23 protein-coding genes are annotated in these 25145 nt (G+C 62.9%); 8 read left to right on the forward strand and 15 right to left on the reverse strand.

Annotated features, from left to right (window positions below):
- The first annotated feature begins 128 nt into the window (after positions 1 to 128).
- Positions 129 to 1094 (forward strand): methionyl-tRNA formyltransferase, encoded by a 966-nt coding sequence (locus U1R88_RS19155; protein ID WP_322432686.1) that lies wholly within the window; start codon positions 129 to 131, stop codon positions 1092 to 1094.
- Positions 1095 to 1158: 64 nt separating this feature from the next.
- On the opposite strand, the gene hppD is transcribed toward U1R88_RS19155, so the two are convergent.
- Complete coding sequence (gene hppD / locus U1R88_RS19160; RefSeq protein ID WP_322432687.1) at positions 1159 to 2262, reverse strand: 4-hydroxyphenylpyruvate dioxygenase; 1104 nt, start codon at positions 2260 to 2262, stop codon at positions 1159 to 1161.
- A gap of 146 nt (positions 2263 to 2408) precedes the next feature.
- Between hppD and U1R88_RS19165 the strand changes: the two genes are divergently transcribed.
- Complete coding sequence (locus U1R88_RS19165; RefSeq protein ID WP_156771619.1) at positions 2409 to 2891, forward strand: Lrp/AsnC family transcriptional regulator; 483 nt, start codon at positions 2409 to 2411, stop codon at positions 2889 to 2891.
- A 15-nt stretch (positions 2892 to 2906) separates the two neighbouring features.
- Here the strand turns inward: U1R88_RS19165 and U1R88_RS19170 are convergent, their stop codons facing one another.
- On the reverse strand, positions 2907 to 3764 hold the full coding sequence (locus U1R88_RS19170; RefSeq protein ID WP_322432688.1) for a LysR family transcriptional regulator: 858 nt from the start codon (positions 3762 to 3764) through the stop codon (positions 2907 to 2909).
- A gap of 151 nt (positions 3765 to 3915) precedes the next feature.
- Here U1R88_RS19170 and U1R88_RS19175 point away from each other — a divergent pair, with 151 nt between their 5' ends.
- Both U1R88_RS19175 and U1R88_RS19180 read left to right on the forward strand, forming a co-directional pair.
- Positions 3916 to 5490 (forward strand): MFS transporter, encoded by a 1575-nt coding sequence (locus tag U1R88_RS19175; protein ID WP_322432689.1) that lies wholly within the window; start codon positions 3916 to 3918, stop codon positions 5488 to 5490.
- A 113-nt stretch (positions 5491 to 5603) separates the two neighbouring features.
- Positions 5604 to 6212 (forward strand): HAD-IA family hydrolase, encoded by a 609-nt coding sequence (locus U1R88_RS19180; protein WP_322432690.1) that lies wholly within the window; start codon positions 5604 to 5606, stop codon positions 6210 to 6212.
- On the opposite strand, the gene U1R88_RS19185 is transcribed toward U1R88_RS19180, so the two are convergent.
- The 3 genes from U1R88_RS19185 to U1R88_RS19195 are packed head-to-tail and all read right to left on the reverse strand — an operon-like array spanning position 6209 to position 7598.
- A complete protein-coding gene (locus tag U1R88_RS19185; protein ID WP_322432691.1) occupies positions 6209 to 6475 on the reverse strand; it encodes a hypothetical protein in 267 nt (88 codons plus the stop codon). The genes U1R88_RS19180 and U1R88_RS19185 overlap by 4 nt on opposite strands.
- 29 nt (positions 6476 to 6504) lie before the next feature.
- On the reverse strand, positions 6505 to 7035 hold the full coding sequence (locus U1R88_RS19190) for a chromate transporter (RefSeq protein WP_322432692.1): 531 nt from the start codon (positions 7033 to 7035) through the stop codon (positions 6505 to 6507).
- Positions 7035 to 7598: a chromate transporter gene (locus U1R88_RS19195; RefSeq protein WP_322432693.1), complete on the reverse strand. Its 564-nt coding sequence runs from the start codon at positions 7596 to 7598 to the stop codon at positions 7035 to 7037. The genes U1R88_RS19190 and U1R88_RS19195 overlap by 1 nt, the downstream gene beginning before the upstream one ends.
- Positions 7599 to 7698: 100 nt before the next feature.
- Between U1R88_RS19195 and U1R88_RS19200 the strand changes: the two genes are divergently transcribed.
- On the forward strand, positions 7699 to 8601 hold the full coding sequence (locus U1R88_RS19200; RefSeq protein WP_322432694.1) for a LysR family transcriptional regulator: 903 nt from the start codon (positions 7699 to 7701) through the stop codon (positions 8599 to 8601).
- A 98-nt stretch (positions 8602 to 8699) separates the two neighbouring features.
- Here the strand turns inward: U1R88_RS19200 and U1R88_RS19205 are convergent, their stop codons facing one another.
- The 4 genes from U1R88_RS19205 to U1R88_RS19220 form a co-directional block, all read right to left on the reverse strand.
- Positions 8700 to 9428 (reverse strand): SDR family oxidoreductase, encoded by a 729-nt coding sequence (locus U1R88_RS19205; RefSeq protein ID WP_322432695.1) that lies wholly within the window; start codon positions 9426 to 9428, stop codon positions 8700 to 8702.
- A 120-nt stretch (positions 9429 to 9548) separates the two neighbouring features.
- On the reverse strand, positions 9549 to 10820 hold the full coding sequence (locus tag U1R88_RS19210; protein ID WP_322432696.1) for a sugar ABC transporter permease: 1272 nt from the start codon (positions 10818 to 10820) through the stop codon (positions 9549 to 9551).
- Positions 10817 to 11668 carry an ATP-binding cassette domain-containing protein gene (locus tag U1R88_RS19215; protein ID WP_322432697.1) on the reverse strand — a complete coding sequence of 284 codons (852 nt, stop codon included), beginning with the start codon at positions 11666 to 11668 and terminating at the stop codon, positions 10817 to 10819. The genes U1R88_RS19210 and U1R88_RS19215 overlap by 4 nt, the downstream gene beginning before the upstream one ends.
- 189 nt (positions 11669 to 11857) lie before the next feature.
- The gene (locus U1R88_RS19220; RefSeq protein ID WP_322432698.1) at positions 11858 to 12928 is read right to left on the reverse strand and encodes an ABC transporter substrate-binding protein; all 1071 of its coding nucleotides are present in this window, start codon (positions 12926 to 12928) and stop codon (positions 11858 to 11860) included.
- 661 nt (positions 12929 to 13589) lie between these two features.
- On the opposite strand from U1R88_RS19220, the gene U1R88_RS19225 reads away from it, so the two are divergent.
- Entirely contained in the window at positions 13590 to 14987 is a 1398-nt protein-coding gene (locus tag U1R88_RS19225; protein WP_322432699.1) for a glycerophosphodiester phosphodiesterase family protein, read from the forward strand.
- A 400-nt stretch (positions 14988 to 15387) separates the two neighbouring features.
- On the opposite strand, the gene U1R88_RS19230 is transcribed toward U1R88_RS19225, so the two are convergent.
- From U1R88_RS19230 to U1R88_RS19250, 5 genes are all read right to left on the reverse strand, one after another.
- On the reverse strand, positions 15388 to 15897 hold the full coding sequence (locus tag U1R88_RS19230) for a DUF2721 domain-containing protein (protein WP_322432700.1): 510 nt from the start codon (positions 15895 to 15897) through the stop codon (positions 15388 to 15390).
- Between the two features lie 224 nt (positions 15898 to 16121).
- Positions 16122 to 17354 (reverse strand): HlyD family secretion protein, encoded by a 1233-nt coding sequence (locus U1R88_RS19235; protein WP_322432701.1) that lies wholly within the window; start codon positions 17352 to 17354, stop codon positions 16122 to 16124.
- The gene (locus U1R88_RS19240) at positions 17347 to 17808 is read right to left on the reverse strand and encodes a hypothetical protein (RefSeq protein ID WP_322432702.1); all 462 of its coding nucleotides are present in this window, start codon (positions 17806 to 17808) and stop codon (positions 17347 to 17349) included. The genes U1R88_RS19235 and U1R88_RS19240 overlap by 8 nt, the downstream gene beginning before the upstream one ends.
- 285 nt (positions 17809 to 18093) lie before the next feature.
- A complete protein-coding gene (locus tag U1R88_RS19245; protein ID WP_322432703.1) occupies positions 18094 to 18651 on the reverse strand; it encodes a DUF1697 domain-containing protein in 558 nt (185 codons plus the stop codon).
- A gap of 142 nt (positions 18652 to 18793) precedes the next feature.
- Complete coding sequence (locus U1R88_RS19250) at positions 18794 to 19276, reverse strand: MarR family winged helix-turn-helix transcriptional regulator (RefSeq protein WP_068281973.1); 483 nt, start codon at positions 19274 to 19276, stop codon at positions 18794 to 18796.
- A gap of 44 nt (positions 19277 to 19320) precedes the next feature.
- On the opposite strand from U1R88_RS19250, the gene U1R88_RS19255 reads away from it, so the two are divergent.
- Positions 19321 to 20835 (forward strand): FAD-dependent oxidoreductase, encoded by a 1515-nt coding sequence (locus tag U1R88_RS19255; RefSeq protein ID WP_322432704.1) that lies wholly within the window; start codon positions 19321 to 19323, stop codon positions 20833 to 20835.
- A 78-nt stretch (positions 20836 to 20913) separates the two neighbouring features.
- On the opposite strand, the gene U1R88_RS19260 is transcribed toward U1R88_RS19255, so the two are convergent.
- The gene (locus U1R88_RS19260; protein WP_322432705.1) at positions 20914 to 22911 is read right to left on the reverse strand and encodes an ABC transporter substrate-binding protein; all 1998 of its coding nucleotides are present in this window, start codon (positions 22909 to 22911) and stop codon (positions 20914 to 20916) included.
- 435 nt (positions 22912 to 23346) lie between these two features.
- Here U1R88_RS19260 and U1R88_RS19265 point away from each other — a divergent pair, with 435 nt between their 5' ends.
- Positions 23347 to 25131, forward strand: coding sequence for an MFS transporter (locus U1R88_RS19265; RefSeq protein WP_322432706.1), 1785 nt, complete (start codon positions 23347 to 23349; stop codon positions 25129 to 25131).
- Positions 25132 to 25145 lie beyond the last annotated feature (14 nt).

Here is a 25145-nt window from a genome sequence, read left to right on the forward strand (position 1 = left end):
AGCGCAGGCGAAGCCGCGCGAGTGTGCCTGGCGCCGGCCTGAACACCGACTTCCCGGACGACATCACGGATTTTCCAACCCCGCGCGAGCGGGGGCGGACCTTCTTTGCCTGAATTCATGGAGATATCATGCGTATCGTAATCATCGGCCAGCAAGCGTTCGGCAAGAGCGTGATGGAGGCCTTCCTGGCGCGCGGCGATGAGGTCGCTGCCGTCTTCTGTGCTCCCGAAAAGCCGGGTGCCCGGCCAGATCCGCTCCGCCTCGCCGCCGAGGAGCGGGGACTCAAGCTGTTCCAACTGCCCAATCTCAAGAGCCCGGCGGCCGAGGGCGCCTTGCGTGCGCTCGATGTCGATCTCGCCGTCATGGCCTATGTGCTGCAATTCGCGCCGCAATCCTTCGTCAACATCCCCAAGCACGGCACGATCCAGTACCATCCGTCCCTGCTGCCGCTCTATCGGGGCCCGAGTTCGATCAACTGGCCGATCATCAAGGGGGACAGGCAGACGGGTCTTACCATCTTCCGCCCGACGGATGGGCTCGACGAAGGGCCGGTGATCCTGCAGAAGACCGTGGCGATCGGCCCGAACGACACGCTCGGCACCGTCTATTTCGACCATTTGTTCCCGCTCGGCGTCGAGGCAATGCTCGAGGCTGCGGATCTGGTGGTGGCCGGGCATCATTCCGAGCATGTCCAGGACGAACGCCTCGCTTCCTATGAGGGCTGGTGCCGGGAGGCCGAGGCCAGGATCAACTGGAGCGCCCATGCCGAGGCCATCCACAATCTCATCCGGGGCTGTGATCCGGCCCCCGGCGCCTGGACGATGGTGCAGGGCAGGAAGGTCCGCCTGTTCGGCAGCGTCCTGCGGCCGGTGCGCCGTTTCGGTGATGTCGGCGGGAAGCCGGGAGAGATCGCTGCTATCGGCGAGCAGGCCATTGCGATCGCGGTGCAGGGCGGACTGATCGAGATTGCCACCATCCGCAATGATGCCGGGCAAAAGCAATCGGCGGCCAGCTTTGCAAAGTCGCACGGCCTTGCGGTTGGGGATCGCTTCGAATCCGATGCCGAGGCAGGCCTCGCCGCCGTTGCGGGCTGACGGCGTAGACAACACTGCCGACGCCGCGATGGCGTCGGCTTCTTCTTCATGCTTCTGAAGGTGGCTACTCGGCAGCCAGGGCGCCGCGCCGGATCTGGTCCTCTTCGATCGACTCGAACAAGGCGCGGAAATTGCCCTCGCCGAAGCCTTCGTCGCCCTTGCGCTGGATGAATTCGAAGAAGATCGGGCCGATCACCGTCTTGGAGAAGATCTGCAGGAGGATCTTGGTCATGCCGCCGTCCTGTACGCCTTCGCCATCAATCAGGATGCCATGCTTCTTCATGCGTCCGATCGGCTCGTCATGGCCATTCACCCTGGCATGGGAGCGCTCGTAATAGGTATCGGGCGGGCCCGGCATGAATTTCAAGCCATTGGCAGCCAGTCTGTCGACCGCGTCATAGATGCCCTCGGTCCCGACGGCGATGTGCTGGATGCCTTCGCCGTGATACTTCTTGAGGAATTCCTCGATCTGGCTGGTGTCGTCTTTGGACTCGTTGAGCGGGATGCGGATCTTGCCGCAGGGCGAGGTGATGGCCCGGCTGACGAGGCCGGTGATGCGGCCGTCAATGTTGAAGAAGTGGATCTGCTTGAAGCCGAAAAGCTCGCGGTAGAAGGCCCACCATTTGTCCATGTTGCCGCGATAGACATTGTGGGTGAGGTGGTCGAGATAATAGAAGCCGACACCGGCCGGCTTTGGATCGTGCTCGCCCAGCCAGTCGAATTCCCGGGCGTAGGCCGAGCCTTTTTCGCCATAGGCGTCGATGAAATAGAGCAGGGAACCGCCAATGCCGACGATGGCCGGCACATCCAGTGTTTTGTCATCGCCTTCATAGGGCGTGGCGCCCCGGGTTACCGCATGCTCGAAGGCATGCTTGGCGTCGACCACGCGCCAGGCCATGGAAGGGGCGCAGGGGCCATGGGTTTCGACGAAGCGCATGGCGTGGCTGCCGGGTTCGGCATTGACGATATAGTTGATGTCGCCCTGGCGCCAGACCGTGATGTCCTTGGTCTTGTGGGTGGCAACCGGCACATAGCCCATGCTGGTGAACAGCGCCTGGAGCTTGGCGGGCTCGGGATGGGCGAATTCGACGAATTCGAATCCGTCTGTTCCTGCGGGATTGTCGGGCGTGATCGCCGCCGGCGGTGCATCGTGCGGGAAGGGACCCATAATTTCCTCCTGATTGTCAGAAGGGCGGCCAGACGCCCTCCGCATTGAGAGGGATTCTGCCAGCATCATCGCGCAATGTGCTTGCATTCTTGATGGCTCACGGCAAATCTATGCACGAAACGCGCATGAAACCTCGGATTGATGCAATGATCGATCTCGATGCCTATGATCTCCGAATCCTGCGGGAGCTGCAGCGTGACGGCCGCCTGACCAATATCGAGCTATCGGAGAAGATCGCGCTATCGGCTTCGCAATGCTCGCGCCGGCGCTCCCGCCTGGAGGCGTCGGGGGTGATCTGCGGCTACCAGGCCAGCCTCGATCCGCACAAGGTCGGGCTCGACCTCCTGGTGGTGATCTCCGTGACGCTCGCCACCCACAATCGCGACAATGCCCGTAAATTCGCCCAGCTGGTCAACGATCTGCCCGAGGTGCTGGAGGCCTATGCTCTCACCGGCGAGATGGATTACCACCTCAAGGTGGCTACGCGTGGCCTCGCCGGCCTGTCACGCTTCGTCAACGAGGTGCTGCTGCCCCATGATTCCGTGCAGCACGTGAAGACCTCGATCGTGCTGGACACGCTGAAGCGCTTCGAAGGGCTGCCGCTCTCGAGCCTGCAGGAAGAAGAATGATGCTTGCTCCGTGTCTCAGGTCGTCCGGTGTTCCCGGAAGGCCGTGGTGAGGATGCGCAGGGCATCCCGCGCCCGCGGCGACAGGGCGTTGCAATGCAGGATGATTTGCGAGGGCGGCAAGGGAGGCAGGCCGAGCTTGGCGCTGACTTCGATCACGCCGGGCGGGGCGACGCGGTGGGCGAGGGCCGCAACCGCGACGCCGGCGGAAACGGCAAGGTTGAGGGCCGAGCCGCCGCCGCCGACGAAGGTCTCGCTCCAGGCAAGGCCTGCCTGTTCGAGAGCCTTTGTGGAGCGCAGGCGATCGGGGCAGGTCTCGCACATGCTCAACATGGCGAGCGGCAAGGGATCTTCACGCCGCCATTCGAAGCCGGGCGAGGCGTACCATCCGTAATGGGTCGCCGAAAGCGGTGTGCCCGGCCGTCGATCGTCCTCGTTGTGAACGATGACGGCGTCGAGCCCGCCTTCGTCGAGAGCGGCCATCAGCATGGTGGTGGTGTCGATCTTCACCTTCAAAGTGAGCGTCGGGTCGTGGGCGTTGAGCTGCGCCAACAGGGCCGGCAGTTCGGGGCCGGCGACATGATCGACGAAGCCGAGCGAGAGCCGGCAGGGCGCCGAAGCGAACTCCGCGATCGCCCGTTCATGGGCGGCGATGAAGTCGCGTGCGGCGGGCAGGAAGGCGGCGCCGCGCGGCGACAGGCGCACTCGCCGCGGCGTGCGCTCGATCAGCCTTGCGCCGAGCTTCTCCTCCAGGCGCCGCAGCTTGACGCTGATGGTCGCCTGCGTGCTGGCCAGCGCCTCGGCGGCCCGGGTGAAACTCTGCAGGTCGGCCACCATCACGAACGCCTTGACGGCATCAACATCCAGCGTCGTCATTGCATCAATACCATTTTGTCATTTCTGAAATAGATGATGATCGTCTTTTTATATGATCGGTCATCTTCTATGTGAGGACAACCGTCTTTTTCAAGAGCCGGGGGAGGACTGCGCGGCCATCGCCGTCGGCCCCGGACCAGGTTGTTCGATCATGACTTTTCAGACAGGGCGCAATGCTGTCGCATTGGCGGGCGTATGTCTCGCTTCCCTCTTGTTCGGGCTGGAGATTTCCAGCGTGCCGGTCATCCTGCCGACCCTCGAAACCGCGCTGAAGGCCGATTTCATGGATCTGCAGTGGATCATGAATGCTTATACGATCGCCTGCACCACGGTCCTGATGGCAACCGGCACCCTTGCCGATCGCTTCGGCCGCAAGCGGGTGATGATCATCACCACTATCGCTTTCGCGCTGGCCTCGCTGATCTGCGGCCTCGCACAGGGGGCGCTGGTGCTGATCATCGCCCGCTTCCTGCAGGGCCTGGCGGGCGGGGCGATGTTGCTATGCACGGTGGCGGTGCTCTCGCACCAGTTCCAGGAGGGCGCCGAGCGTGGCCGGGCCTTTACGGCCTGGGGCATCGTCTCGGGTGTCGGCCTCGGTTTCGGGCCACTGATCGGCGGCCTGATCGTCTCGCTTTCCAACTGGCAGTGGGTGTTCCTCATCCATGTGCCGCTTGCGGTCGTGGCGCTGCTTCTCATCGGTATCGGGGTCCGGGAGTCGTGCGATCCTCAGGCAAAGCGCATCGATTTGGCCGGCATCGTCACGCTGTCCCTGGCCGTGTTCGGCTTCTCCTATCTGATCACCCAGGGAGCCGACCTGGCACCGGCCATGCGCTGGGGCGTCGCCGCAGTGGCCATCGTCGCCTTCGTTGCGTTTCTGGCGGCCGAAAAGGTCAGTCCGCATCCGATGTTCGATTTCTCGGTGTTTCGTATCCGCCAGTTTTCGGGCGCGATCATGGGCTGTATCGGCATGAATTTCAGCTATTGGCCCTTCATCATCTATCTGCCGATCTATGTCTCGAGCGGTTTTGGTTATGACGCGACGCAGGCGGGCCTGCTGCTCCTGGCCTATACATTGCCCTTCATGGTCGGCCCGCCGCTCGGCGAGGCCCTGCGTCGGCGCTATCAGGCCCGCATCGCCATTCCGCTCGGCCTGATGACGATTGGTGTCGGGTTCATCGCCATGAAGATCGGTGCCGGTGTCGAGGGCGCCAATTGGCTGACCCTGCTGCCGGGCCTTCTGATCGCGGGCCTCGGCATCGGCATCACCTCGACGCCCACCACTAACACCACCACCGCTTCGGTGTCGGCGGACAGGGCGGGCATGGCCTCCGGTATCGATATCAGTGCCCGCCTGATCACCCTTGCCATCAATATCGCGGTGATGGGCCTTGTCCTGGTCGAAGGCATCCGGGCCTCGCTGCAGGCGAGCCTTGGGGTGGCGCTGGGAACCGAGGAACTGCGGGCATTGGCGGAGAAGGTTGCCGCCGGCAATCTCGCAAGCCTGAGCCAGGACATGCCGAAACTCGCCGGGGCGGATCCGTCCGGCACCCTGGTCCACGCTGCGCTGGTCGACGGCTTCGAGTTGGTGATGCTCTATGGCGGAATCGGCGTGATCGTGCTGGCCATTCTCAGCTACCTCATCTTTGGATCCGGACAGACACAGACAATACGCAAGGCCGAACGGGAGGTGGCGCCTTCACCAGCCGTTGCCTTGAAAGGAGAATGAAGTCTCCGCTTGTATACAGGAGGCAAAGTTAGTCGAGCGGTGCCGATGAACCTATCGGTGCCGCAATGCTTTCATAGCCCTTGCGTTGGATTCGGTTGAAAGCAGGAAGCGTCATGTCGTCATCGCCTTTCCAAGCGCTCGTCTTCGATCTCGGCGGTGTCGTGGTCGAGCACGACAATGCCGTGCTGTTCGAGCGCCTTGCGTCGCGCTGCCGCCCCTCTTGGACACCCGAGGAGGTCGTGAGCCTGTTTCGGCAATCGCGCTGGGGCACGGGAACGCCGATCCGCCTGTTTCACCAGCAATTGGCGGAAGCTGGTGGATATCGGGCGTCCTGGGATGTTTTCGTCGAGGATTGGAGCTGCCATCTCGCCGTCAATCCGTCGATGCTCGCCGTCATGGAACGCCTGGCGAGGCGCAATCGGGTGATGATCTTCTCCAACACCAATCAGGAGCATTGGGACTTCGTACTGAAGGAATCGGGCGGCGTGCTCGCCGGTTTCGAGCCCTATCTCAGCCATGAGATCGGACATGAGAAGCCCTCGCTGCGTGCCTTCCAGGTGGTAGCCGAGAAGGCCGGCATCGATCCTGCCAACTCTATCTTCTTCGACGACCTGCCCGCCAATGTCGAAGGCGCAAGGCAGGCCGGTTTCGAGGCCGAAGTGTTTCTGGGCGAGCCTTGGCTGCTGTCTTTCCTGGAAGGTCGCGGCGTTGCCTTGGGCTAGCTTTTGAGACCCGTCATGGGTCGAACTTCATCTGCTTGCTTCAGGAACCGCTGACCCGCTTCGGTCAGGCCGACCATGGCAGTGCCATCGATCCAGCCGCGGGAAACGAAGCCCCGATCATTGGCCTCCTCCCACACCGGCAGGCGTGGACAGGATGTCCGCCAGGCATCCATGACCTCGGCATAGGGGCGGTCGCTGCGCGACAGCCAGGCCAGGAGATCGCGCAGCAGTGGATCGAGCGTATCGGATGCCGGCGTCGTCATGGTCGAAAATCCTTTTCGTCGTCCTCGCCTCAGAACTGGGCAAGCCCGCTCAGACCGATCGCGGCGCCCCCCGCCAGCACCAGCAATGGATGGATGCGGGTCGTCGCGGTGAGAAAGGCGGAGACGGCGATGATACCGGCCAGCAGCCAGGTTTCGGCGGAGGCTTCGGCGATCACCGCGGCACTCGCCGTAACCAGCCCCACCGTCATCGGCAGCAGCCCCGCCTGTACCTTCTGTCGCCAGGGCCGGTCACGGAAGCGGTCCCAGAGCCTGACGGCGACACCGGTGATGAGGGAGGAGGGGCCGAACTTGGCGAGCGAGGTCACCAGCACGCCCGGTAGTCCCGCGACATGCCAGCCCACCAGCGGCACGATCATCATGTTCGGGCCGGGGGCAGCCTGTGCCAGGGCAAACATCGCACTGAATTGCTGTGCCGACATCCAGTGATGCATATCGACCACCTGCCGGTGCATTTCGGGCAGGATGGTATTGCCGCCACCAAAGGCAAGCAGCGAAAGCTCCGTGAAGATCAAGGCAAGGGCCAGCAGGGTCGACGCCATCACGCTTTCCTCCAGGCCAGGAAAATGCCGAGGGGCGCCAGGACCAGCATGGTCGCCAGCAGAGGCAGGCGCAGGACGGCGATAGCCAGGAAACAGGCACAGGCGATCACGATGCCGGCGGGATCGCGCCGTAGCGGACGCGCGACCTTGATCGCCATCGAAATGAGAAGCCCCGCCGCAGCCGCCGAAAGCCCTGCAAAGAGGTGTTGGATATGCGGGTCGGCGTGGAAGCGGTCATAGAGCACGCCAAGACCGATGACGATGGCTGTCGGGGCGGCGATCAAACCGAGGAGGGCGGCGCAGGCGCCGGCGACACCGCGGAAGCGTAGGCCGATGGCAACGGACATGTTGATGATGTTGCCGCCCGGCAGGAATTGGCACAGGCCCAGCAGGTCGGCGAATTCCTGCGCACTCAGCCAGCCGCGTTCTTCCACCACCATGCGGCGCGCCAGCGGCAGCACACCGCCGAAGCCGATCAGGCCCAGAGTGAGGAAGCCGCCGAAGAGGTCGGCAATGTCGGGGGATTTCCTCTCCAGTGGGAGGGAAGAGCTTGCTGCGTCCATGATGCGGGCCTTGCTTCGAGAATTCTTTGCGAGGCTAGGCTTCCCGATCCATCATGTCCAATATATGATAAAGGCAATATCCATATCTGTAGGATATGATATGATCGAACTGCGCCATCTTCGCTATGCCGTGGCCGTCGCGGATGAGGGGCATGTGACACGGGCGGCCGAGCGGCTCGGAATCCAGCAGCCGCCGCTCAGCCAGCAGATCCGCGTGCTTGAGCGTGCGGTCGGCGCGCCTCTGTTCCAGCGCCTGCCCCGCGGTGTCCGATTGACCGAGCCGGGGCGGGTGCTGGTCGAGCGGGCCCGGCTCGTCCTGCAGGATGTCGATGCGGCCCTGGAGGCCGCCAGGAGGGCGGCGCGCGGCGAACAGGGCAGGCTTGCGGTCGGCTATACGACCTCGGCTGCCTTCCACCCGCTGGTCTCCGCCGTCGTGCGCGGATTGCGCGATGCGGCGCCCGGCATCGCCCTCTCACTGGAGGAGGGCAGCACGGGCGATCTCATCGAACTGCTGCGCGCCGATCGGCTGGACGCGGCCTTCGTTCGCGCTCCTGCCGCGAGGCCCGACGGGCTCATCGTCGAACCCCTCCATGTCGAGGAGATGCTGGTTGCCTTGCCGGACCACCATCCGCTTGCCGCCGTTTCCCTGCGGCGGCAACGCCTGTCGCTCGCTGCGCTGGCAAACGAGACCTTCGTGCTCAATCGCCGCCCCTCCGGCCCGGGCCTCTATGACGACATCATCGCGGCCTGCCGTGCCGCCGGTTTCAGCCCGATGGTGGGCCAGGAAACGCCGCGCATGGTCTCGACGCTGAGCCTGGTCTCGGCCGGTCTTGGCCTCTCGATCGTGCCGGCTTCGATGGCGAAACTGGAGACGAACGGCATCGTCTATCGGCGCCTTGACGACACGACGCGGTTGACGGCGCCGCTCTACCTTGCGCGTCGCGCGGATGAACCGAGCCCCAGCCTGTCGAAGTTCCTCGATATGGTACGCCGGCGGGCCTGATTGTTTCAGGCGCGCCGGGGCCTGCAAGGGAACGAATACTTCGTTTGAGAGGGGGTACGCAACGTTTCAAGAAGTGGTGCTTATTCTTGAACGATCTTTCACAGATCATTGGCTTGGGGCAGGATCACCAGGTCGCGGATGGTGACGTTGCGGGGACGGCTGAGCATGAACATCACCGCCGCGGCCACTTCCGTCGGCTGCATGAGGTCACCGGCCGCCAGGGCCGCGTCGAGCTTGGCCTTGGGCCAGTCGCTGATCAGGGCGGTGACGACAGGGCCGGGCTGCACCGCGCCCACGCGGATACCATGCTTGGCAACCTGCCGCCGCACGGTATGCACGAAGGCCTGCACCGCGTGCTTGGAAGCGGTGTAGATCGGCTCCCACACTACCGGGATCATGCCCGCCACCGAGGAGGTGACGATGATGTCGCCGGTCTTGCGTTCCACCATATGCGGCAGCACTTCGCGCACCGTGCGGAAGGCGGCGTTGATGTTGAGGTTGAGCATGCGGTCCCAGGCGTCGGGGTCACCCTCCACCACCTCGCCGCCGATATAGGAACCGGCATTGGCATGGAAGATGTCGAGTTGGCCGGCCTTGTCGAGAATCTGAGGCATCATGCGTGACACGCTGGCCGGATCGAGCAGGTTGGTTACCACGGGAATGGCATTGGGGCCGAGTTCCGCGCAGATCGTCTTGAGGGCGTCCTCGGCGCGGTCGACGAAGACGACACGGGCGCCGGCCGACAGCAGGGCCTTGGCGCATTCGAGGCCGATGCCCGAAGCCGCGCCGGTGATGGCCGCGACCTTACCCGAGAAATTCTGTTCCATGAATGGCGTCTCCTCGATCAGTTCCGGGACAGCGCATGCCTCCCGCTAGAATTTTGAGTATCTTGCGAAAAGGAGCCGGCAAGCTCTTGATCGGTAACGGCTTGCCGGCTCGGAACTAGGTCAGGCGCGGCCGTGGGAGACGCGGGACCTGCGGGCCAGGGAGTCGACGATCACGGCGATGGCGAGCACGCCGCCGGTGATCATGTAACGCAGCGAGGATGACAGATCGAGCAGTGTCAGCCCGCTCGAAATCGCCTGGATCACGATGATGCCGAGCAGGGCGGAATAGGCACTGCCGCGACCGCCGAACAGGCTGGTGCCGCCGATGACTGCCGAGGCGATGGCATTGAGATTGACCTCGCCGGTGCCGGCCTGCTGGCTGGCGGAGGCGAGGCGGGCGGCGGCGAGAATGCCACCAGTGGCTGCCAACCCGGCGCAGATCACGAAGGCCGAGGAATAGATGAAACGTACATTGATGCCGGCGCGCCGGGCTGCCTCGCGATTGCCGCCGACGGCGTTCATCGAGCGGCCCCATTTGGTGCGGGTCAGCGCATAGTCCATCGTCACGACCAAAGCGACGAACAGCGTGAACATCCAGGGCACGCCGCGATCCTGGTTGAGATAGAACACGATGAGCTCGAGCGCGATGGTGATCGCAACCGCGCGGATCAAGGTGAAGCTGAAGGGGCGGGCGGAGAGCCCTGCCTCGCGGCGGCGCGCCGAAGTGCGGAAGTCGGAATAGAAGATCACCGCTCCGGCAATGCCGGCGAGGGCGTAGGAGATGATGTGGGGCATCACCATGGTCTGGCCGAAATCCACAACTCCGGAGCCATAGGGCAGGTTGATGGAGCCGGTCGAGCCGAGCAGATAGAGCTGCAGGCCGAGCACGGCGAGCAGGCCCGCCAAAGTGGCCACGAAGCTCGGCATGCCGAAACGGTTGAACAGGAAGGCATAGACGGCACCGATGGCCATGCCGGCCAGGATCGCGGCGGGAATGGCCAGCACCACCGGCCAATTCAGATTGACCCAGAGCACGCCGAGCAACGCGGAGGACAGGCCGCTCACCGAGCCGACGGACAGGTCGATCTCGCCCAGCATCAGGATGCAGACGATGCCGAGGGCGATCACGCCGACCGTCGAGCAGTCGAACAGCAGGTTGACCAGATTGTTGGCCGAGAGAAAGACCGGGCTCAGGCTCTGGAACACGATGCAGATCAGGATCAGGCCGACGATCACCGGCAGGAAGCCGAGGTCGCCCGAACGCACGCGTTCGAGGAAGGCGCTGATGGCGCCGCCGATGCTGTCGTCATGCTTCACGCGGACATCGGCGCGGTCGAGCGGCGTTTTGACAGTGCTCGTTTCAGAGCGACTTTGGTCGATGTTGCTGCTCATGGCCGGCTCTCCTGGCTCTGGCTCTGCGTGCCCTCGGTTGCGCTCTGTCCCTGAAGCCGCGTGGCGCGGCGGGATACTGAATTCTCGGCGGTGCCGGTGATGGCGCTGATGAGATCCTGGTGGGAATCCTCCGGCGTGAACACTCCGTTGTTGCGCCCGAGCCGGAGCACCACGATGCGATCGGCCACGGCGCGGACGTCGTCCATGTTGTGGCTGATCATCACCACGCCGAGGCCGCGATCGCGCACGCGCTCGATGAGGTCGAGCACCTCGGCGGTCTGGGCGACGCCAAGGGCGGCCGTCGGTTCGTCAAGCAGGATGATCTTGGGCTCGAGCAGTAGCGAACGAGCAATGGCGACGGTCTGGCGCTGGCCACCCGACAGGGAGGCGATCGGTTCGCGTACACTGGGAATGCGGGCCGACAATTCGTTCAGCAGCTTCCAGGCCTTGATCTCCATCGAGACCTCATCGAGCCGGTAGGGCTCGAGTTCGCGGCCGAGGAAAATATTGGCGACCGAGTCGAGGTTCTCGCACAAAGCGAGATCCTGGAAGACGGTGGCGATGCCGAGATTGAGGGCGTCGCTCGGCGTCGAAAGCGTCACCGGCTTGCCGTGGAAGGTGATGGTGCCGGAACTGGGCTGGTGGACGCCGGCCAGGACCTTGACCAGGGTCGACTTGCCGGCGCCGTTGTCGCCGACCAGCGCTACGACCTCGCCGGCATGAACGTCGAGCTCGATATCGGTCAGGGCGGATACGGCGCCGAAATGCTTGGAGACGTTGCGCAGGCTCAGGATGAGCTCGCCCATGGGCGCACTGGCCGATGCGGAACCGGGAGAAAGGTCAGTCATGCCGGAGTCCTTTCATGGATGGATCGGGAATGCCTGGCTGCAGGAATGGTGCGGCAATGCCTCAGGCGTGAGGCCGGCGGCATAATGTGGCGCCGCGCGATCTCGCATGAAGTCTACAGCTGATAACAGGCCGTGGCAGCTATGATCCCCAGGCCGCGCTTGAAGGCGGCCTGGGGATCCCCAATCTGCTTACTGGGTGATGCCGAGCTTCTTGCAGCCTTCGGCATAGCGGCCGCCGCAGAGCTGGTCGGCGGTGGCGATCTTCTTGTCGATGATCTCCGCCTTCAGGTTCTTGGACGTCACGATGGCCGGCACGAACAGCTTGGAGGGGGTGTCGAACAGAGTGGCCTCGGCCTTGGGCGTCTTGCCGGCGAGGAGTTCGACGGCGACGTCGGCGGCGGCGGCAGCGACGATCTCGCTCGGCTTGGAGATGGTGTTGTACTGGTCGCCGGCGATGATCAACTGCAGGGCGGCGAGGGTGGCGTCATTGCCGGTGACGGGCGGCACGGGGTCGACGCCGGCGGCCTTGAAGGCCGCGATGGCGCCGCCGCCGGTGCCGTCATTGGCGGCGACCACGCCGACGATCTTCTTGCTGAAGCGCGAGATCTGGCCGCTGGCCCATTGCTGGGCGTTGGAGGGCAGCCAGTTGGGCGTGTCGAATTCGGCCAGGGTCTTGTAGCCGCTATCCTTGAGGCCCTCATGGATGCCGTCGCGGATCAGGCGGGCGGCCGCGTCGGTCGGCGAGCCGTTGATCTGCAGCACGCCGGTGTCCTCGGTCGGCGCCTTCAGCTCCTTCAGATGCTCGACCAGAGACTCGGCAATGGCCTTGCCGATCGCCTTATTGTCGAAGGAGACGTAGAAATCGGCCTTGGCGTCGGGAATGGGGCGGTCATAAGCGATGACCTTGATGCCCTGGCTCTGCGCCTGCTTGACCATGGAAGCCGCGGCGGCCGAGTCGACCGGATCGAGCACGATGACCTTGGCGCCCTGGGTGATCACCGAGTTGAATTGCTGCTGCTGCTTGGAGATGCTGGCATCGGCGTTCTGGTAGAGCACCTTGCAGCTCTCGCACAGCTTCTTCATCTGGGCGACAAAGCCGGGATGATCGTGTTCTTCATAGCGGGTGGAGCCCTGGTCGGGCATCAGGAATGCGATGGTGGCGTCCTTGACGGCCGCATCCTGGGCCAAAACCGAGGCGCTGCCCAGCAGGGACAAGGCCAGGACGGCCGCGCCGGTGGATTTCAAGGCGGTGAGTTTCATTCGGGCTTTCTCCCTTGGATATTATGATTGTACGAATGATCGACGTGACGTTGCGCGGCCGGGATTGGTCTTGCACCCGCCGCGTTCCGGGATGGAGCTTGGCGGTACAACGCATTGGCTGGCCGCAAGGTGCCAAGGCGCTGCTATTTTTTGATCAGCGTGTCAGGCTCCGTTTGCAGCGGCGGCGTAGTCGAATGGAACAAGCGGAGTGTCAGGGAGCGCCGGCGCGTTATCTGCCAGGCGCGATGCCCTTTCGAGCCGGGATGACATGGATCGGCGACGATGCTCGCAGCGCCTCTCCAGGACCGCTATCGGATGCCTGGGCATGACCGTCTCCCCCAAATGCGGCCGGGTATGACCTTGCCGCTCTTGCTGTTGAGCCACCGGCTCTCCAGTGCCAGGAAGCTAACCCGTTGAGGAAACTACGTGCCACCACGTTTCACGGGTTGTGGTGATACTTTTTTGATCGCTTGGGTGCCGATCCGGCTGAGCTCTTCTCTGGTTCTCATCCTCGGCTCAAAAACGCATGCCTCGAGAAGGGAAGACTGTGCCCGGCGCGCCGATCCGTTTCGCAGGTCATGCCGTTGTCAGAAAACTGGAACAAGAAGGCCGGGGGGTGGGCATTCACAGATCATGCGAGCGAAGGGTTGGAGATCCGGTCATGAGATATGGTTGCGCGCGATGGAATGTACGCGTCGGTGTGGCTTTGCTTGGTACTGCCGTCCTGGGGCTTGCCGCCCCGTCGGCGGTTTCTGCTCAATCCGATACAGCACCGGCCGGGGCCAAGCCCTTCCTCACCCTCGACGGCAAGCCGCCGCTGGTGATCGGGCATCGCGGCGTGCCGGGCTTGGTACCCGAGGAGACCGAGGCCTCCTATGACCTTGCCGCTGCCCTCGGCACGGACGCGCTCGAAGAGGATCTGCACCTGACCAAGGATTGCGTGCTGGTGGCACGCCACAACCCCTGGCTGAGCGACAACACCAACGTCGCCGAGGTGGCCAAGACCAATGCCGACGTCGCAGCGCGCAAGCGCACGGTGCCGGGCGTCATGGTCAAGGTGAAATGGGCCCAGACGCCGACCAGCGGGCCCGCCGAATATCTCACCGACCTGACCGATCCGGCCAATCCCAAATCGGTGCTGAAGTCCCTGGTCGTCGATGGCGAAGACCATACCAATGACTGGTCGATCACCGATTTCACCATGGCCGAGCTGAAGAACTGGATCGCCGGCACCACCTATGACGCGGCCAATGAGCGGCCGAAGGTGTTCAACGGCAAGTTCCCGGTGCTCAGCTTCCAGGAGGTCATCGACATCGCCAAGGCCAAGAGCAAGGAGACCGGCCGCCCGATCGCTGTCTACCCGGAAACCAAGAACCCGACCTGGAACAATGCGCAGGCCATCGCCAATGGCTGCGGTGCGCCGGGCAGCCGCCCGCTCGAGGACGCCCTGATCAAGATCATCAAGGAGAATGGCCTCAATACCAAGGAAGCCCCCATCCTGGTGCAGAGCTTCGAGCCGACCAGCCTGAAATATATGCGCGAACATGGTCTGGAGACCCGGCAGGTCCAGCTCATCGACGCGGATGGCGTCGACCTGGAGACCGGCAAGGTGCTCTATGACGACATCACCAATTCGCGCCCCTTCGACTGGACGGTCTCGGGCGATGCACGCTGGTTTGACGCCATGCTGAGCCCGGAGGGACTGGCGGAGATCAAGACCTATGCCGACGGCATCGGACCCTGGAAGCCCCAGATCGTCTCGCTCAGGATCTCGCCCTGGAAGGACAGCAATGCCGACGGCACGCCCTATAAGGGCTCGACGCCTGAGGCCTCGACCCAGGATCCGACCAGCCTCGTCACCGATGCGCACAAGGCCGGCCTGTTCGTGCATGTCTTCACTTTCCGGAACGAGAAGAAATACCTGGCCGCCGACTATCATGGCGATCCGAGCCTGGAATATCTGAAGTTCTTCCGCCTGGGCATCGACGGGGTCTTCACGGACTTCACCCACACGGGTGTCGGTGCCCGCGCCGCCTATCTGCGCGAACTCGGCTGGTAGGAAGCTATTCTCGCGAATCCGCATGAAAGCGGCAATGTCGGCGTAATATCGACCCTCATAAATCTTGACCGGAGTGTGTAGGTAGAACGCTGTCATTCCCGGCGCCGCCGAAGGCGGCGGGAAGGGAATCCAGGGCTAGAGCATCGCGCCGAAAAGTGGGTACCGGTTTTCGGTAAAAAAGATGCGGCAACAAGGAATTACAGCATCGAGCCTGATTCAGAAATCAGGTTCGATGCTGTAAAGTCTGTGCTCGCTAGCCCCTGGATCCCCTTCCGCTATGCTCGGCCGGGGATGACGAGCCACGTATTCCGTGGGTTGGTATAATCGCCATCCGGCACACCGGCCGGATGGTTGGTGGCTTGCATAGGGCGGGACCATGGGTCGGCAACTCCACCCCGACTCACATTTTGGATTCTCGGCTTGATGCGCTGAAAGTTCCGGAGTGCCCGTATCGCCTGTCGAAATCCTTGATGGCGACGTTGAGTTCGCGGAAGAGGCAGATCAGCGCGTGGGCAAACAGCATGATCGCCATCATGAACAGGAGAGAGGCTCCCCACTCGCGCTGCATGCCGATCAGGGCGTTGAAGAACACGATCAGGATAACCGTTGCCACGCAGATGCCGGCGGCAACGATCGAACGAATGCCATGATAGAGCAGGCGTCCTCGCCGGGTCAGCCACGTGGCCAGGAGCGCGCGATCCTCCCCGTCGAGATGTGCCAGGGTCTTTTCCTCGAGTTCACGCAGGCGATCGCTGACGCGCCAAAGCCGGCTCATCAGAAGCGTCAGGAAGGAGGCGACTGCCATCAATAGGAAGGCCGGCGCCAGCGCCTGGGGGGCAATCAGCGAAAAGCGCACGCTGGTGATCCGCAATGCGGCATCACTCAGCCACTCATAGACGTCCGCCGACATGGTTCCGAACCCTGCTCTGAAGTGAAGCGCCCTGAGATTGCCCGGGGCGGATTTCGTCAAGGTAGGCGCCGAAGGGGCAGGCGTCCATTGCAGCGGCATGACCGGCCCGGGCCTGCCGCAACGATTTGACGACCGGCCCGCGCTCAAGGCTCCTTCGATGCGTGCAGGGTTTCGCGATGTTGCGAGGGGGAGCCGTTCGGCTTTGGGGGGCTCCTGCGCGCTCCTCAATGCCCACCCAGCACCAGTGTCTGCACCGGTAGCAGGACGGCCTGGATCCGCAAAATCATGGCATGGACCAGGCCCGTCGCATCGACCGCATGCAGGAAGATCTTGCGGCCGGTGCCAGTCTCCGGCGCCTCGATCTCGTCATGGTTGTTGCTGTAGGCGTTGGCGATGCAGTTGCTGCCAGGTGGCACCCCATTGAGTTGTCCCGGATAAAGTGGCTCCAGCACGGCCGTGATCGTACCCTGACGCGCAAGTTGCTGAGCATCGACCAACTGGTCTGAGGCTCGCACCTGCCCTGAGGCGATGACATCCTGCACATCGGTGATGACCATCGGGATGATGGTGAAGGGTTTGCCGATGCAGGTCGCCTCGGCGATCATGCCTGGCTTGATGACCTGGGCTTCGATCTGGCCAAAGCCGGCGATCAGGGTCGTACGCCCGGCATTTTCGGGCACCATCACGCCGGCGGGGCGCAGCAGCGGATTCACCACCTCGCCAACCCGGAGCGTGAATTGCTGAACCGTACCGGCAACCCCGGCACGTACCACGGTCTTGTCCAGTTCGACCCGAGCCTGCTTGGCCGCAGCTTGAGCGCTTTCCTTTTGGGCGGGCAGCAGCGTCGAAATCTTGGTCTGCAGGCTCTGCTTGTTGGCGACAGCTGCGGCCACGGCGCCGCGGTTCCCCTCCACAAGCTGACGCAGTCGATCGATCTCACGCTGTGCCACCGTGCTGGCATTGCGTTGCTGCAGCTCGAGTTGGCGGCCTAGATCGTCCTGAGCCTGCTGCAACGTGGCTTCAGCTGTCTGGATCTGACCGTCGGCGGCAGCGAGTTCGGTGGTCGAAACCGTCATCTGGGCATCGATCTCGGCCACACGCTTGTCCGCTACCGCCAGCGCGGCCTCCTGGGCCGTGCTGTCGAGGCGAAAGAGGGGGTCGCCCGCTTTGACCTTCTGGAAGCGGCTTACATAGACCTCGGCAACACGCCCGCCTGTTTCCGGCAAGATTGTCACCGTGCGGAAGGCGGTCGAGGCATTGGTGGTCGAGGGGTGGAAATAGAAGATCATGGTGATCAAGGAGACGGTCAGGATCAGGCAAGCCGTGATTCCCCGGCGCAACTCGAACCACATCGAATAGAGCGTGATCTCGCGCCCGATCCTCTTGCCTTGTCCATAACGGCGATAGAGATAGTCCGGCAGGATCGTCACCAGTGAGCAAAGCAGAAATTCAAGCATGGTCAGGCCCCCCGCCATTGCTGCTCGCTGTCGGCGAGCGGCTCTGCTCCGGATTGGCACTGTCCGTGGTCGATGATGGGAGGGCGGATGGGGCGGTATGCGACGCTCCCCGCCGCGCCATGGTCTTGAGTGAACGCGCCATCGACGCCAGCGGCGACAGGAAGTCGGGAATCTCGATCATGGCCAGCAGCAGTGCCGCGATCCAGAACAGATGATTGTGGGTGAACAGCGAGATCAGTCCGAGGACCGCCACGATTTGCAGTTGGACTTTCTGGGTCTCATGGGCGATCTGCTCAGGCAAGGCGTGCAGGCGCAGATAGAAGGTGCCGACGGCGAATACCACGATTAACAGGAATATCAATACAAAATTGAACAGTATATCTGTCTGTCCTGGCGCGGTTATGAAAGAAGGCAGGTGCTTTATTGCTGCCGGATGTATGGCAGTCTCTCCCATGGTGCCCTCCTTTATTATGTTATATGTCGGTTTATTCTAATATACCTCTTAATCTATTTGCTGAAAAGTATCTTGTATTTTTATGATCTGGATAAGAGTTGGCGAAATTCTCAATTGAGAGTGCAGGCGAAAGTTCAAATCGCTCTTGAGAATGTGCAGCTCACGTCGCGATCAAGCCGGGTTCCGAGCCGGGACGAAAAGATTTACTAGAGCATCAGATCTACGGTGGAGTTTTATACCACCTATCAGTGGTCCAAGACATCTAAAGTGTCTGCTGGCACGAGATCACGATGCTCTCTGGGGCGTGGCTCCGTACATGCTCCGAATATTCAGCACCGTGTTCCAGTTTCGGCCGGTCACCAGCGTGCCCAGATGGCGCTCGATCAGCTTGGTTGTGAGCTTGGAGCGGCCGATACCGTCCGGATAGTGCGCGTAGAGGCAGCGCTCGCCGGCGGCAATGCGCTCAGGACCTGCAATCGCTGCCCTCAGGGTCTCGACCGCTGCTTTCGGGATGTCCTGCTTGCAGGCAAGCGCCAGCAAATGGGCAGGATCGGCCTTGGCTTCGGCCATGAAGGGATTGGCATCGATCAAGGCCCGCCATTCGGGCAGGGTGCGGATCATGAAGGCGGCCGGCACCCCGAAGGTCTCGGCAACGGCCTGCTCCCAACGCGCCTCCAAGGCTTGCGTGGCGGCCTCGCTCGCCTCGAAGATCAGATTGCCGCTCTGGAGCAGGGTTGCAACCCCGGTAAAGCCGAGGCTTTCGCCGAGGGCGCGCAGTTCGGCCATCTTGACCGTGGAGTTTCCTCCGACATTGATGGCGCGCAGCAAGGCGATGTAGCGCATGATCGGGTCCTCGATGGGCAGCACACGATGTTGGGGCCGCGAGCCAGCCTCGATGCAATGGATGTGACGCGAGTGAAACCAGCACGGACTTGGCGTGGGTGGTCAAGCCAATTCGGGCTTCACGCGGCAGGTGTCCCGCTGGTTATTCAGGGGAGGTGGCGTTGATGCCGTCCGCGAATTTACGCATGAGCCGAACGAGTTCCTGAACATCATCCTGACCCCATTCGGCAAAGATTCTACGGCCCATCTTCTCGCGGGCAGCATCGACCAGATCGGTCATGGCCTTGCCCTTGGCCGTAATGGTCGCCTCGCGAATACGACGATCGGCAGCACTGCCCTGACGATCCACCAGGCCGAGGCTCTCGAGTTTTGCCACCTGCCGGCTGACCGTCGTGTAGTCGCGCCCCACGCGGTCGGCCAATTCCACCACGCCGATGGGACCGAGGCGTTCCACCATGACCAGCAGCGGAAAAAGAGCGCGATCGAGAGAGATGCCGGCCGCCCGCACCATCGCCTCATCGCGTTGGGGGCGGTTCATCACGCTGACGATATCGATCAGCGCCCCATGAAGCTCGCGCAGCAAGGTGCTCATATGTGTATTTTGCACATTATTGATTGACGGCATGTTCGGACTCCTATTATGTGCATATTACACATATGGAGACGATCATGACAGGGCAATCTGCAGTCGATGTTCTCATTTGCGGGGCGGGGGCGGCCGGGTTGACGCTGGCGATCGACCTTGCGCGGCGGGGCGTATCCTTCCGGCTGATCGAGAAAAGGGACAAGCCGTTCCACGGGTCGCGCGGCAAGGGCATCCAGCCGAGAACGCTGGAGATCTTCGAGGACCTGGGGGTTCTCGACCGCGTCGCTGCGGCGGGAGGTCCCTATCCGCGGCAACGCCACTATCATGATGACGGCGGTCACAGCGATTCCGAGATCATGGAGCAGCAGGCGCCGATACCGGCCGAACCATATCGCACCCCGTTGATGCTGCCGCAGTTTCTGACCGAGAGCATTCTGCGCGATCGTCTCGCAGAACTGGGACATCGCCCTGAATTCGGGTCCGAACTGGTCGGCTTCGAACAGGACGAGGCTGGCGTGGCAGTGCGGATCGTCGGCGTGGCGGGCGAAGAGAATGTTCGCGTGCGCTGGCTTGTCGGTGCCGACGGTGGCCGCAGTTTCGTGCGCCAGGCGCTCGAGATGGGCTTCCCGGGCAGGACGCTCGGCGCTCGTGCCATCGTTGCCGACGTGTCCCTGACCGGTCTGAGCCGGGATGTCTGGCATCGTTTTGGGGACAAGGACATGCAGCGGCAGATCTCGCTGTGTCCGCTTGCTGGAACCGATCTTTTTCAGATCCAGGGGCCGGTTCCGCTTGACGGTGAGATCGATCTTTCTGCCGATGGCCTGAATGCCCTGGTGGCGCAACGCACAGGCCGGAGCGATATCTTGGTGAAATCCGTCTCCTGGGCTTCGGCTTTTGCCATGAACGCACGGCTCGCCGATCGATATCGCGCCGGACGCGTCGTCCTGGCTGGGGATGCGGCCCATACCCACCCGCCGACAGGCGGGCAGGGGCTCAATACCAGTGTGCAGGATGCCTATAATCTCGGCTGGAAACTGGCTGCTGTTCTGGGCGGTGCCCGTGATCAACTGCTCGACACCTATGAAGAGGAGCGCCGGCCCGTCGCAGCATCCATGTTGGGGCTTGCCACCAAACTGTTGGATGATCTCAAGCGTGGCGAGATACGGCGTGGCCGCGAGACCCAGCAGCTCGATATCGGTTATCCCAAGTCCTCGCTGGCGATCGGGCGGCCAACACGAGATGCCGGCGTGCTTGCGGGAGATCGCGCTCCGGACGCGCCGGTCCGGGGCGCGGCGGGGCAGTCCATGCGCCTGTTCGACCTGTTCAGAGGCTCACATTGGACGCTGCTGGCGTATGAGGCGAACCGGGCCGCCTTGCCGCCACGCTGCGGGCTGCATATCCACCACATCGGCGAAGGGGGCGACATCGTCGACCATGCTGGCCATGTCGGCGACATCTATGCTCTCAGGCCGGGTGATTGGGTGCTTGTAAGGCCCGATGGCTATGTTGCCGCCATCCTTGCTTCCGCGGAGATGGCAGTGCTGCAATGCTATCTTGAGGAGGTAGGCCTCGGCCGGCCGGAACAGGCGCAGCCATGATCCGCTTCCGTGGAATGGCGAACTCGGTGGGGGGCCCACATGAGCTTCGCTGTCCTGGCCAAGGCCTCATTCGAGGCCTCATTGCGGTGCGACGAAGAAGAAATCCGCCGGCGGCAGCGAGCCGTAGACATAGGGTTCCTGGCGGTTGCCGGTGATGTCGAGCACGTCCTGGCGCACGAAGCGGAAGATCTTGTTGATCTCCACGCCCGGCTCGACCAGGCGCCTGGCGAGCGAAAGGGCGAACGGGCTGTTGGCCTGATCGCCATCGGCGGCCGTGGTGCCCTCCTTGGCGGAATAAACCACCAGCGTGGCGCCGGCCGGTTCCACGCGCGATAGGCCGCGATCGATCGAACGGCTCGCCACGCTGCGCCTCATCTGCGCGATGAACGGATTGTTGCGGCAGGCATCGAGCACCACGAGCTTGAGCTTGCGTGCCCCGTCGAGCGTGCTCATCACCCGCTCCAGCGGAACGGCTTCATCGGGAACATCGCGGTCGGATTCGAGCACGGCGTCCAGCGGGATCAGATAGTTCTTGTTGTCCACCTCGATGCCGTGGCCGGCATAGTAGATGACGGCCCAGTCCGATTGGTCGGCCTTGCGCGCAAAGGCTTTCAGTGCGGCGATCATGCCGGCGCGATCGAGGTCATGCACAACCGTGACGTCGTCCACCCCGGTTTGGCGCAGTGCCTGCCCGATGAGATCGGCATCGCGCAGCGTGTTCGGCAGCTGGGATACCGAACGATAGGCGGAATTGCCGATGACCAAGGCGACGCGACGAGGCGCCGGGCCGGTTGTATCGACGACGGGGGCTGACTTGGCGACGGGGACGGTCTTGGCGACAGGGATAGTCGTGGCAACGGGAGCCGTGTCGACCGCGGGAGCCGGTTTCGACGTGTCCTGGGCCGTTTCGATCGCGCCGCCGGCATTGTCCGGCGGGGTGTCGGACACCGCCACAATCGGTGCCTGTGGTTCTGCCGGCTGATAGGTGATGGTGCCGTCGGTGCCCTTCTGCCAGCGATAGACGATCAGGTCAGGCGTGGTGCGATCGCCCTTGGCGTCGAAGGCGATGTCGCCGAGCACCGTGCGGAAGGGCTGGCCGCCATGCATGGCTTCCGCCATGCGCCTTGGATCCAGCGTTCGGGCCTGTGCGGCAGCCTGCTGGAAAACCTGGACCGCGGCGTAGGTGTAGAGACCATATCCTTCCGCCAAGTCGGGGGCGGCGCGGATGATGTCGGCAGCCGCAGGGTTTTGGCCGGGTGGGGGAGGAAAGGTCATCAGCGTGCCGATCACGGCATCGCCGCCAATGGCGGGAAAGTCACTGCCGATCAGGCCGTCGCCGGAAAACAGCACCGTCTTGAGGCCCCGTTCGCGCAGCTGCCTGAGAATGAGAGCCGCCTCGGTGTAGAGGCCACCCCAGAGCAGGAGGTCGGTTCGCGCCTTGCCCAGCCGGTCGACGATGGCGGAATAGTCCTTCTCGCCGACATCGACACCAGCCTCCAGCACCGGCTTGAACCCCGCCTGCGCGAAGGCATCGCGGGCGCTGTTCGCCAGACCCTGGCCATAGGTGGTCTTGTCGTGCAGGATGGCCACCCTCTTGCCCTTGAAATTCCTGGCGGCATAGTCGGCCCAGACGCTGCCCTGGCGATCGTCGCGGCCCGTGACGCGGAAGACGTTCCACAGGCCGCGCTCGGTGACCTTCGGATTGGTGGCGGAGGGCGAGATCATCAGCATGCCGCGCTCGGCATAGATCTCGGAGGCCGGAATGGTGACGCCCGAGTTGAAGTGACCCACCACCAGCCTGACGCCCTGAGACGCAAGCTTGTTGGCGGCCGCCACGCCTTGCCTCGGGTCTGAAACGTCGTCGGCGATGACGATTTCCACCCGCTGGCCGGCGATACCGCCCTTGGCATTGATGGCCTTGGCGGCCGCCTCGGCGCCCTTTCGCATCTGCTCGCCGAAGACGGCGTTCGGACCCGTCATCGGGCCAGCCACGCCGAGCTTGATCTGCGCCCCGGCCGGCGTTCCGGTCGAAAGGCCGATTGCCAGGAACAGGCAGGTCAACCAGGCCATCCGCATGGCGGTTTCCTTTCGACGTCCGGAAAGATCTCAACCAAAGGTTGTGGATGATCATAAGGCATCGCAACCGACTTCGACAGTCATGCCGGTAACACGCAATCGGTTGGCGGCATCGGTGTAGCAGGGAAGTGGCGAACATGATGTCCGGTCTGCACAGCCGAACGCCTTAACGTTGCTAAGTATAACTCGAATCACAATTTGACGCTGCCAAGTATCTATGAAACCGTCCGAATTTAGGCCCGTGGTTTTTCCGGACAGAGTCGCCGGCGCGTGCCGAAGCTTGATTGAACAGCGTGACGATCGTCTGAGGATTCCGCGCTTCAGGCCTCGTCCACCGGCATCAAAGCCGACAACGGACCGGTCAACGGCCGATGAGGAAACACGACATCCGGCACGGGTGCGCTGGGCTGTGCCCGGCCGGCGGGGAGAGCATCGATGTCAGTCAGTACGGCAAGTGTCGACCCTTCGGCGCCGATGAGCAGGGAAGACAAGAAGGTTATCTTCGCGTCTTCTCTGGGCACGGCCTTCGAATGGTACGATTTCTTCATTTATGGTTCATTGGCGACCTATATCGCCGCCCATTTCTTTTCTTCGCTCAGCGAGACTGCAAGTTTCCTTGCCACGCTGCTGGCCTGGGCCGCAGGCTTCATCGTCCGGCCTTTCGGGGCTCTCGTCTTCGGCCGCGTGGGCGATCTGGTCGGACGCAAATACACCTTCCTCGTCACCATCACGTTGATGGGCGCCTCGACCTTCCTGGTCGGCCTGTTGCCCAGCTATGCCTGGTGTGAGCAAAATCTCGGCGTCGGCGCCATCGCGCCTACCATCCTGATCGGGCTGCGCATCGTGCAGGGCCTGGCTCTCGGCGGTGAATATGGCGGGGCCGCGACCTATGTGGCCGAGCATGCACCGGCCGGCAAGCGCGGCCTTTATACCGGCTGGATCCAAGCGACGGCGACCGGTGGCCTCTTGCTCTCGCTGATCATCATCCTGCTGATCCGGCAATATATGAGCGATGCCGCCTTCAGCGACTGGGGTTGGCGCATTCCCTTCTGGATCTCGATCATCCTCTTGCTGGTCTCAGTCTGGATCCGCATGCAGCTCGCCGAAAGTCCGTCCTTCGTCAAGATGAAGGAGGAGGGGGCGACCTCCAAGGCGCCCCTGAGCGAGGCCTTCCTGAAGTGGTCCAACCTCAAGATCGGCCTGATCGCTCTGTTCGGCATGGTCGCCGGCGAGGCTGTCGTCTGGTATTCCGGGCAGTTCTACGCCTTGCTCTATTTGACCAAGACCCTGCGCGTGGATCTCACCACTGCCTCGCTTCTGCTGGGCGTCGCTCTGGCGATCAGCCTGCCGCTCTACGTGTTCTTCGGCTGGCTCTCCGACAAGATCGGCCGCAAATGGATCATGCTGCTGGGTTTCCTCCTGGCGGCGGTGTTCTACCAGCCGATCTTCAAGGCCATCACCCACTACGCCAACCCGGCGCTCGAGGCCGCACTCGCCAAGTCGGCCGTCAGCGTCGTCGCCGACCCGGCCGATTGCTCGGTGCAGTTCGATCCGATCGGTACCGCCAAGTTCACTTCGTCCTGCGATGTGGCCAAGAATTTCCTGGCTTCGAGTTCGGTGTCCTACACCAATGAGGCGGCCGCACCGGGGACGCCGGCTTCGGTGAAGATCGGCGACACCGTAATCCCGTCCTATGTCGCGACAGGCCTCGATGCCGCCGCTGCCAAGGCCAAGAAAGCCGAGTTCACGACAGCGCTCTACAAGGCCTTGAAGGACCATCAATATCCGGTTTCGGAAAAGGCGGCGCCTGTGAAGGATGCCAGCGGTGCCGTCGTCAAGAACCCGGATGGCACCGACAAGACCGCCACCACCTATGCGATGGCGCCGGCCGATCCCTCCGCGATCAATAAGCCCATGCTTGTGGTGATGCTGATCGTGCTGATCGTCCTCGTCACGCTGGTCTATGGCCCGATGGCAGCCGCCCTGGTGGAACTCTATCCCACCCGCATCCGCTATACCGGCATGTCCTTGCCCTATCATATCGGCAATGGCTGGTTCGGCGGCCTGGTGCCCTTCGTGATCTTCGCCATGGTGGCGGCCAGCGGCGATCTCTATTACGGCCTGTGGTATCCGATCGTGGTTGCGGCGCTGACCTTCGTGATCGGCATGCTGTTCGTGCCGGAAACCAAGGATCGTGATCTCGACAATATTCCGTCCTGATCGTCCGGCAAACA

Source organism: Labrys sedimenti, assembly GCF_034424805.1.
In the GTDB taxonomy this organism is placed as follows: domain Bacteria; phylum Pseudomonadota; class Alphaproteobacteria; order Rhizobiales; family Labraceae; genus Labrys; species Labrys sedimenti.

Bases quoted from the DNA above. Each gene is read 5' to 3' on its own strand.
- U1R88_RS19215 (WP_322432697.1), bottom strand. From the start codon at position 11,668: ATGACTGACCTTTCTCCCGGTTCCGCATCGGCCAGTGCGCCCATGGGC.
- U1R88_RS19195 (WP_322432693.1), bottom strand. From the start codon at position 7,598: ATGGACGCAGCAAGCTCTTCCCTCCCACTGGAGAGGAAATCCCCCGAC.
- U1R88_RS19175 (WP_322432689.1), top strand. From the start codon at position 3,916: ATGACTTTTCAGACAGGGCGCAATGCTGTCGCATTGGCGGGCGTATGT.
- U1R88_RS19165 (WP_156771619.1), top strand. From the start codon at position 2,409: ATGATCGATCTCGATGCCTATGATCTCCGAATCCTGCGGGAGCTGCAG.
- U1R88_RS19205 (WP_322432695.1), bottom strand. From the start codon at position 9,428: ATGGAACAGAATTTCTCGGGTAAGGTCGCGGCCATCACCGGCGCGGCT.
- U1R88_RS19255 (WP_322432704.1), top strand. From the start codon at position 19,321: ATGACAGGGCAATCTGCAGTCGATGTTCTCATTTGCGGGGCGGGGGCG.
- U1R88_RS19210 (WP_322432696.1), bottom strand. From the start codon at position 10,820: ATGAGCAGCAACATCGACCAAAGTCGCTCTGAAACGAGCACTGTCAAA.
- U1R88_RS19225 (WP_322432699.1), top strand. From the start codon at position 13,590: ATGAGATATGGTTGCGCGCGATGGAATGTACGCGTCGGTGTGGCTTTG.
- hppD (WP_322432687.1), bottom strand. From the start codon at position 2,262: ATGGGTCCCTTCCCGCACGATGCACCGCCGGCGGCGATCACGCCCGAC.
- U1R88_RS19190 (WP_322432692.1), bottom strand. From the start codon at position 7,035: ATGGCGTCGACCCTGCTGGCCCTTGCCTTGATCTTCACGGAGCTTTCG.
- U1R88_RS19185 (WP_322432691.1), bottom strand. From the start codon at position 6,475: ATGACGACGCCGGCATCCGATACGCTCGATCCACTGCTGCGCGATCTC.
- U1R88_RS19260 (WP_322432705.1), bottom strand. From the start codon at position 22,911: ATGCGGATGGCCTGGTTGACCTGCCTGTTCCTGGCAATCGGCCTTTCG.
- U1R88_RS19230 (WP_322432700.1), bottom strand. From the start codon at position 15,897: ATGTCGGCGGACGTCTATGAGTGGCTGAGTGATGCCGCATTGCGGATC.
- U1R88_RS19245 (WP_322432703.1), bottom strand. From the start codon at position 18,651: ATGCGCTACATCGCCTTGCTGCGCGCCATCAATGTCGGAGGAAACTCC.
- U1R88_RS19200 (WP_322432694.1), top strand. From the start codon at position 7,699: ATGATCGAACTGCGCCATCTTCGCTATGCCGTGGCCGTCGCGGATGAG.
- U1R88_RS19170 (WP_322432688.1), bottom strand. From the start codon at position 3,764: ATGACGACGCTGGATGTTGATGCCGTCAAGGCGTTCGTGATGGTGGCC.
- U1R88_RS19235 (WP_322432701.1), bottom strand. From the start codon at position 17,354: ATGCTTGAATTTCTGCTTTGCTCACTGGTGACGATCCTGCCGGACTAT.
- U1R88_RS19180 (WP_322432690.1), top strand. From the start codon at position 5,604: ATGTCGTCATCGCCTTTCCAAGCGCTCGTCTTCGATCTCGGCGGTGTC.
- U1R88_RS19155 (WP_322432686.1), top strand. From the start codon at position 129: ATGCGTATCGTAATCATCGGCCAGCAAGCGTTCGGCAAGAGCGTGATG.
- U1R88_RS19265 (WP_322432706.1), top strand. From the start codon at position 23,347: ATGTCAGTCAGTACGGCAAGTGTCGACCCTTCGGCGCCGATGAGCAGG.
- U1R88_RS19240 (WP_322432702.1), bottom strand. From the start codon at position 17,808: ATGGGAGAGACTGCCATACATCCGGCAGCAATAAAGCACCTGCCTTCT.
- U1R88_RS19220 (WP_322432698.1), bottom strand. From the start codon at position 12,928: ATGAAACTCACCGCCTTGAAATCCACCGGCGCGGCCGTCCTGGCCTTG.
- U1R88_RS19250 (WP_068281973.1), bottom strand. From the start codon at position 19,276: ATGCCGTCAATCAATAATGTGCAAAATACACATATGAGCACCTTGCTG.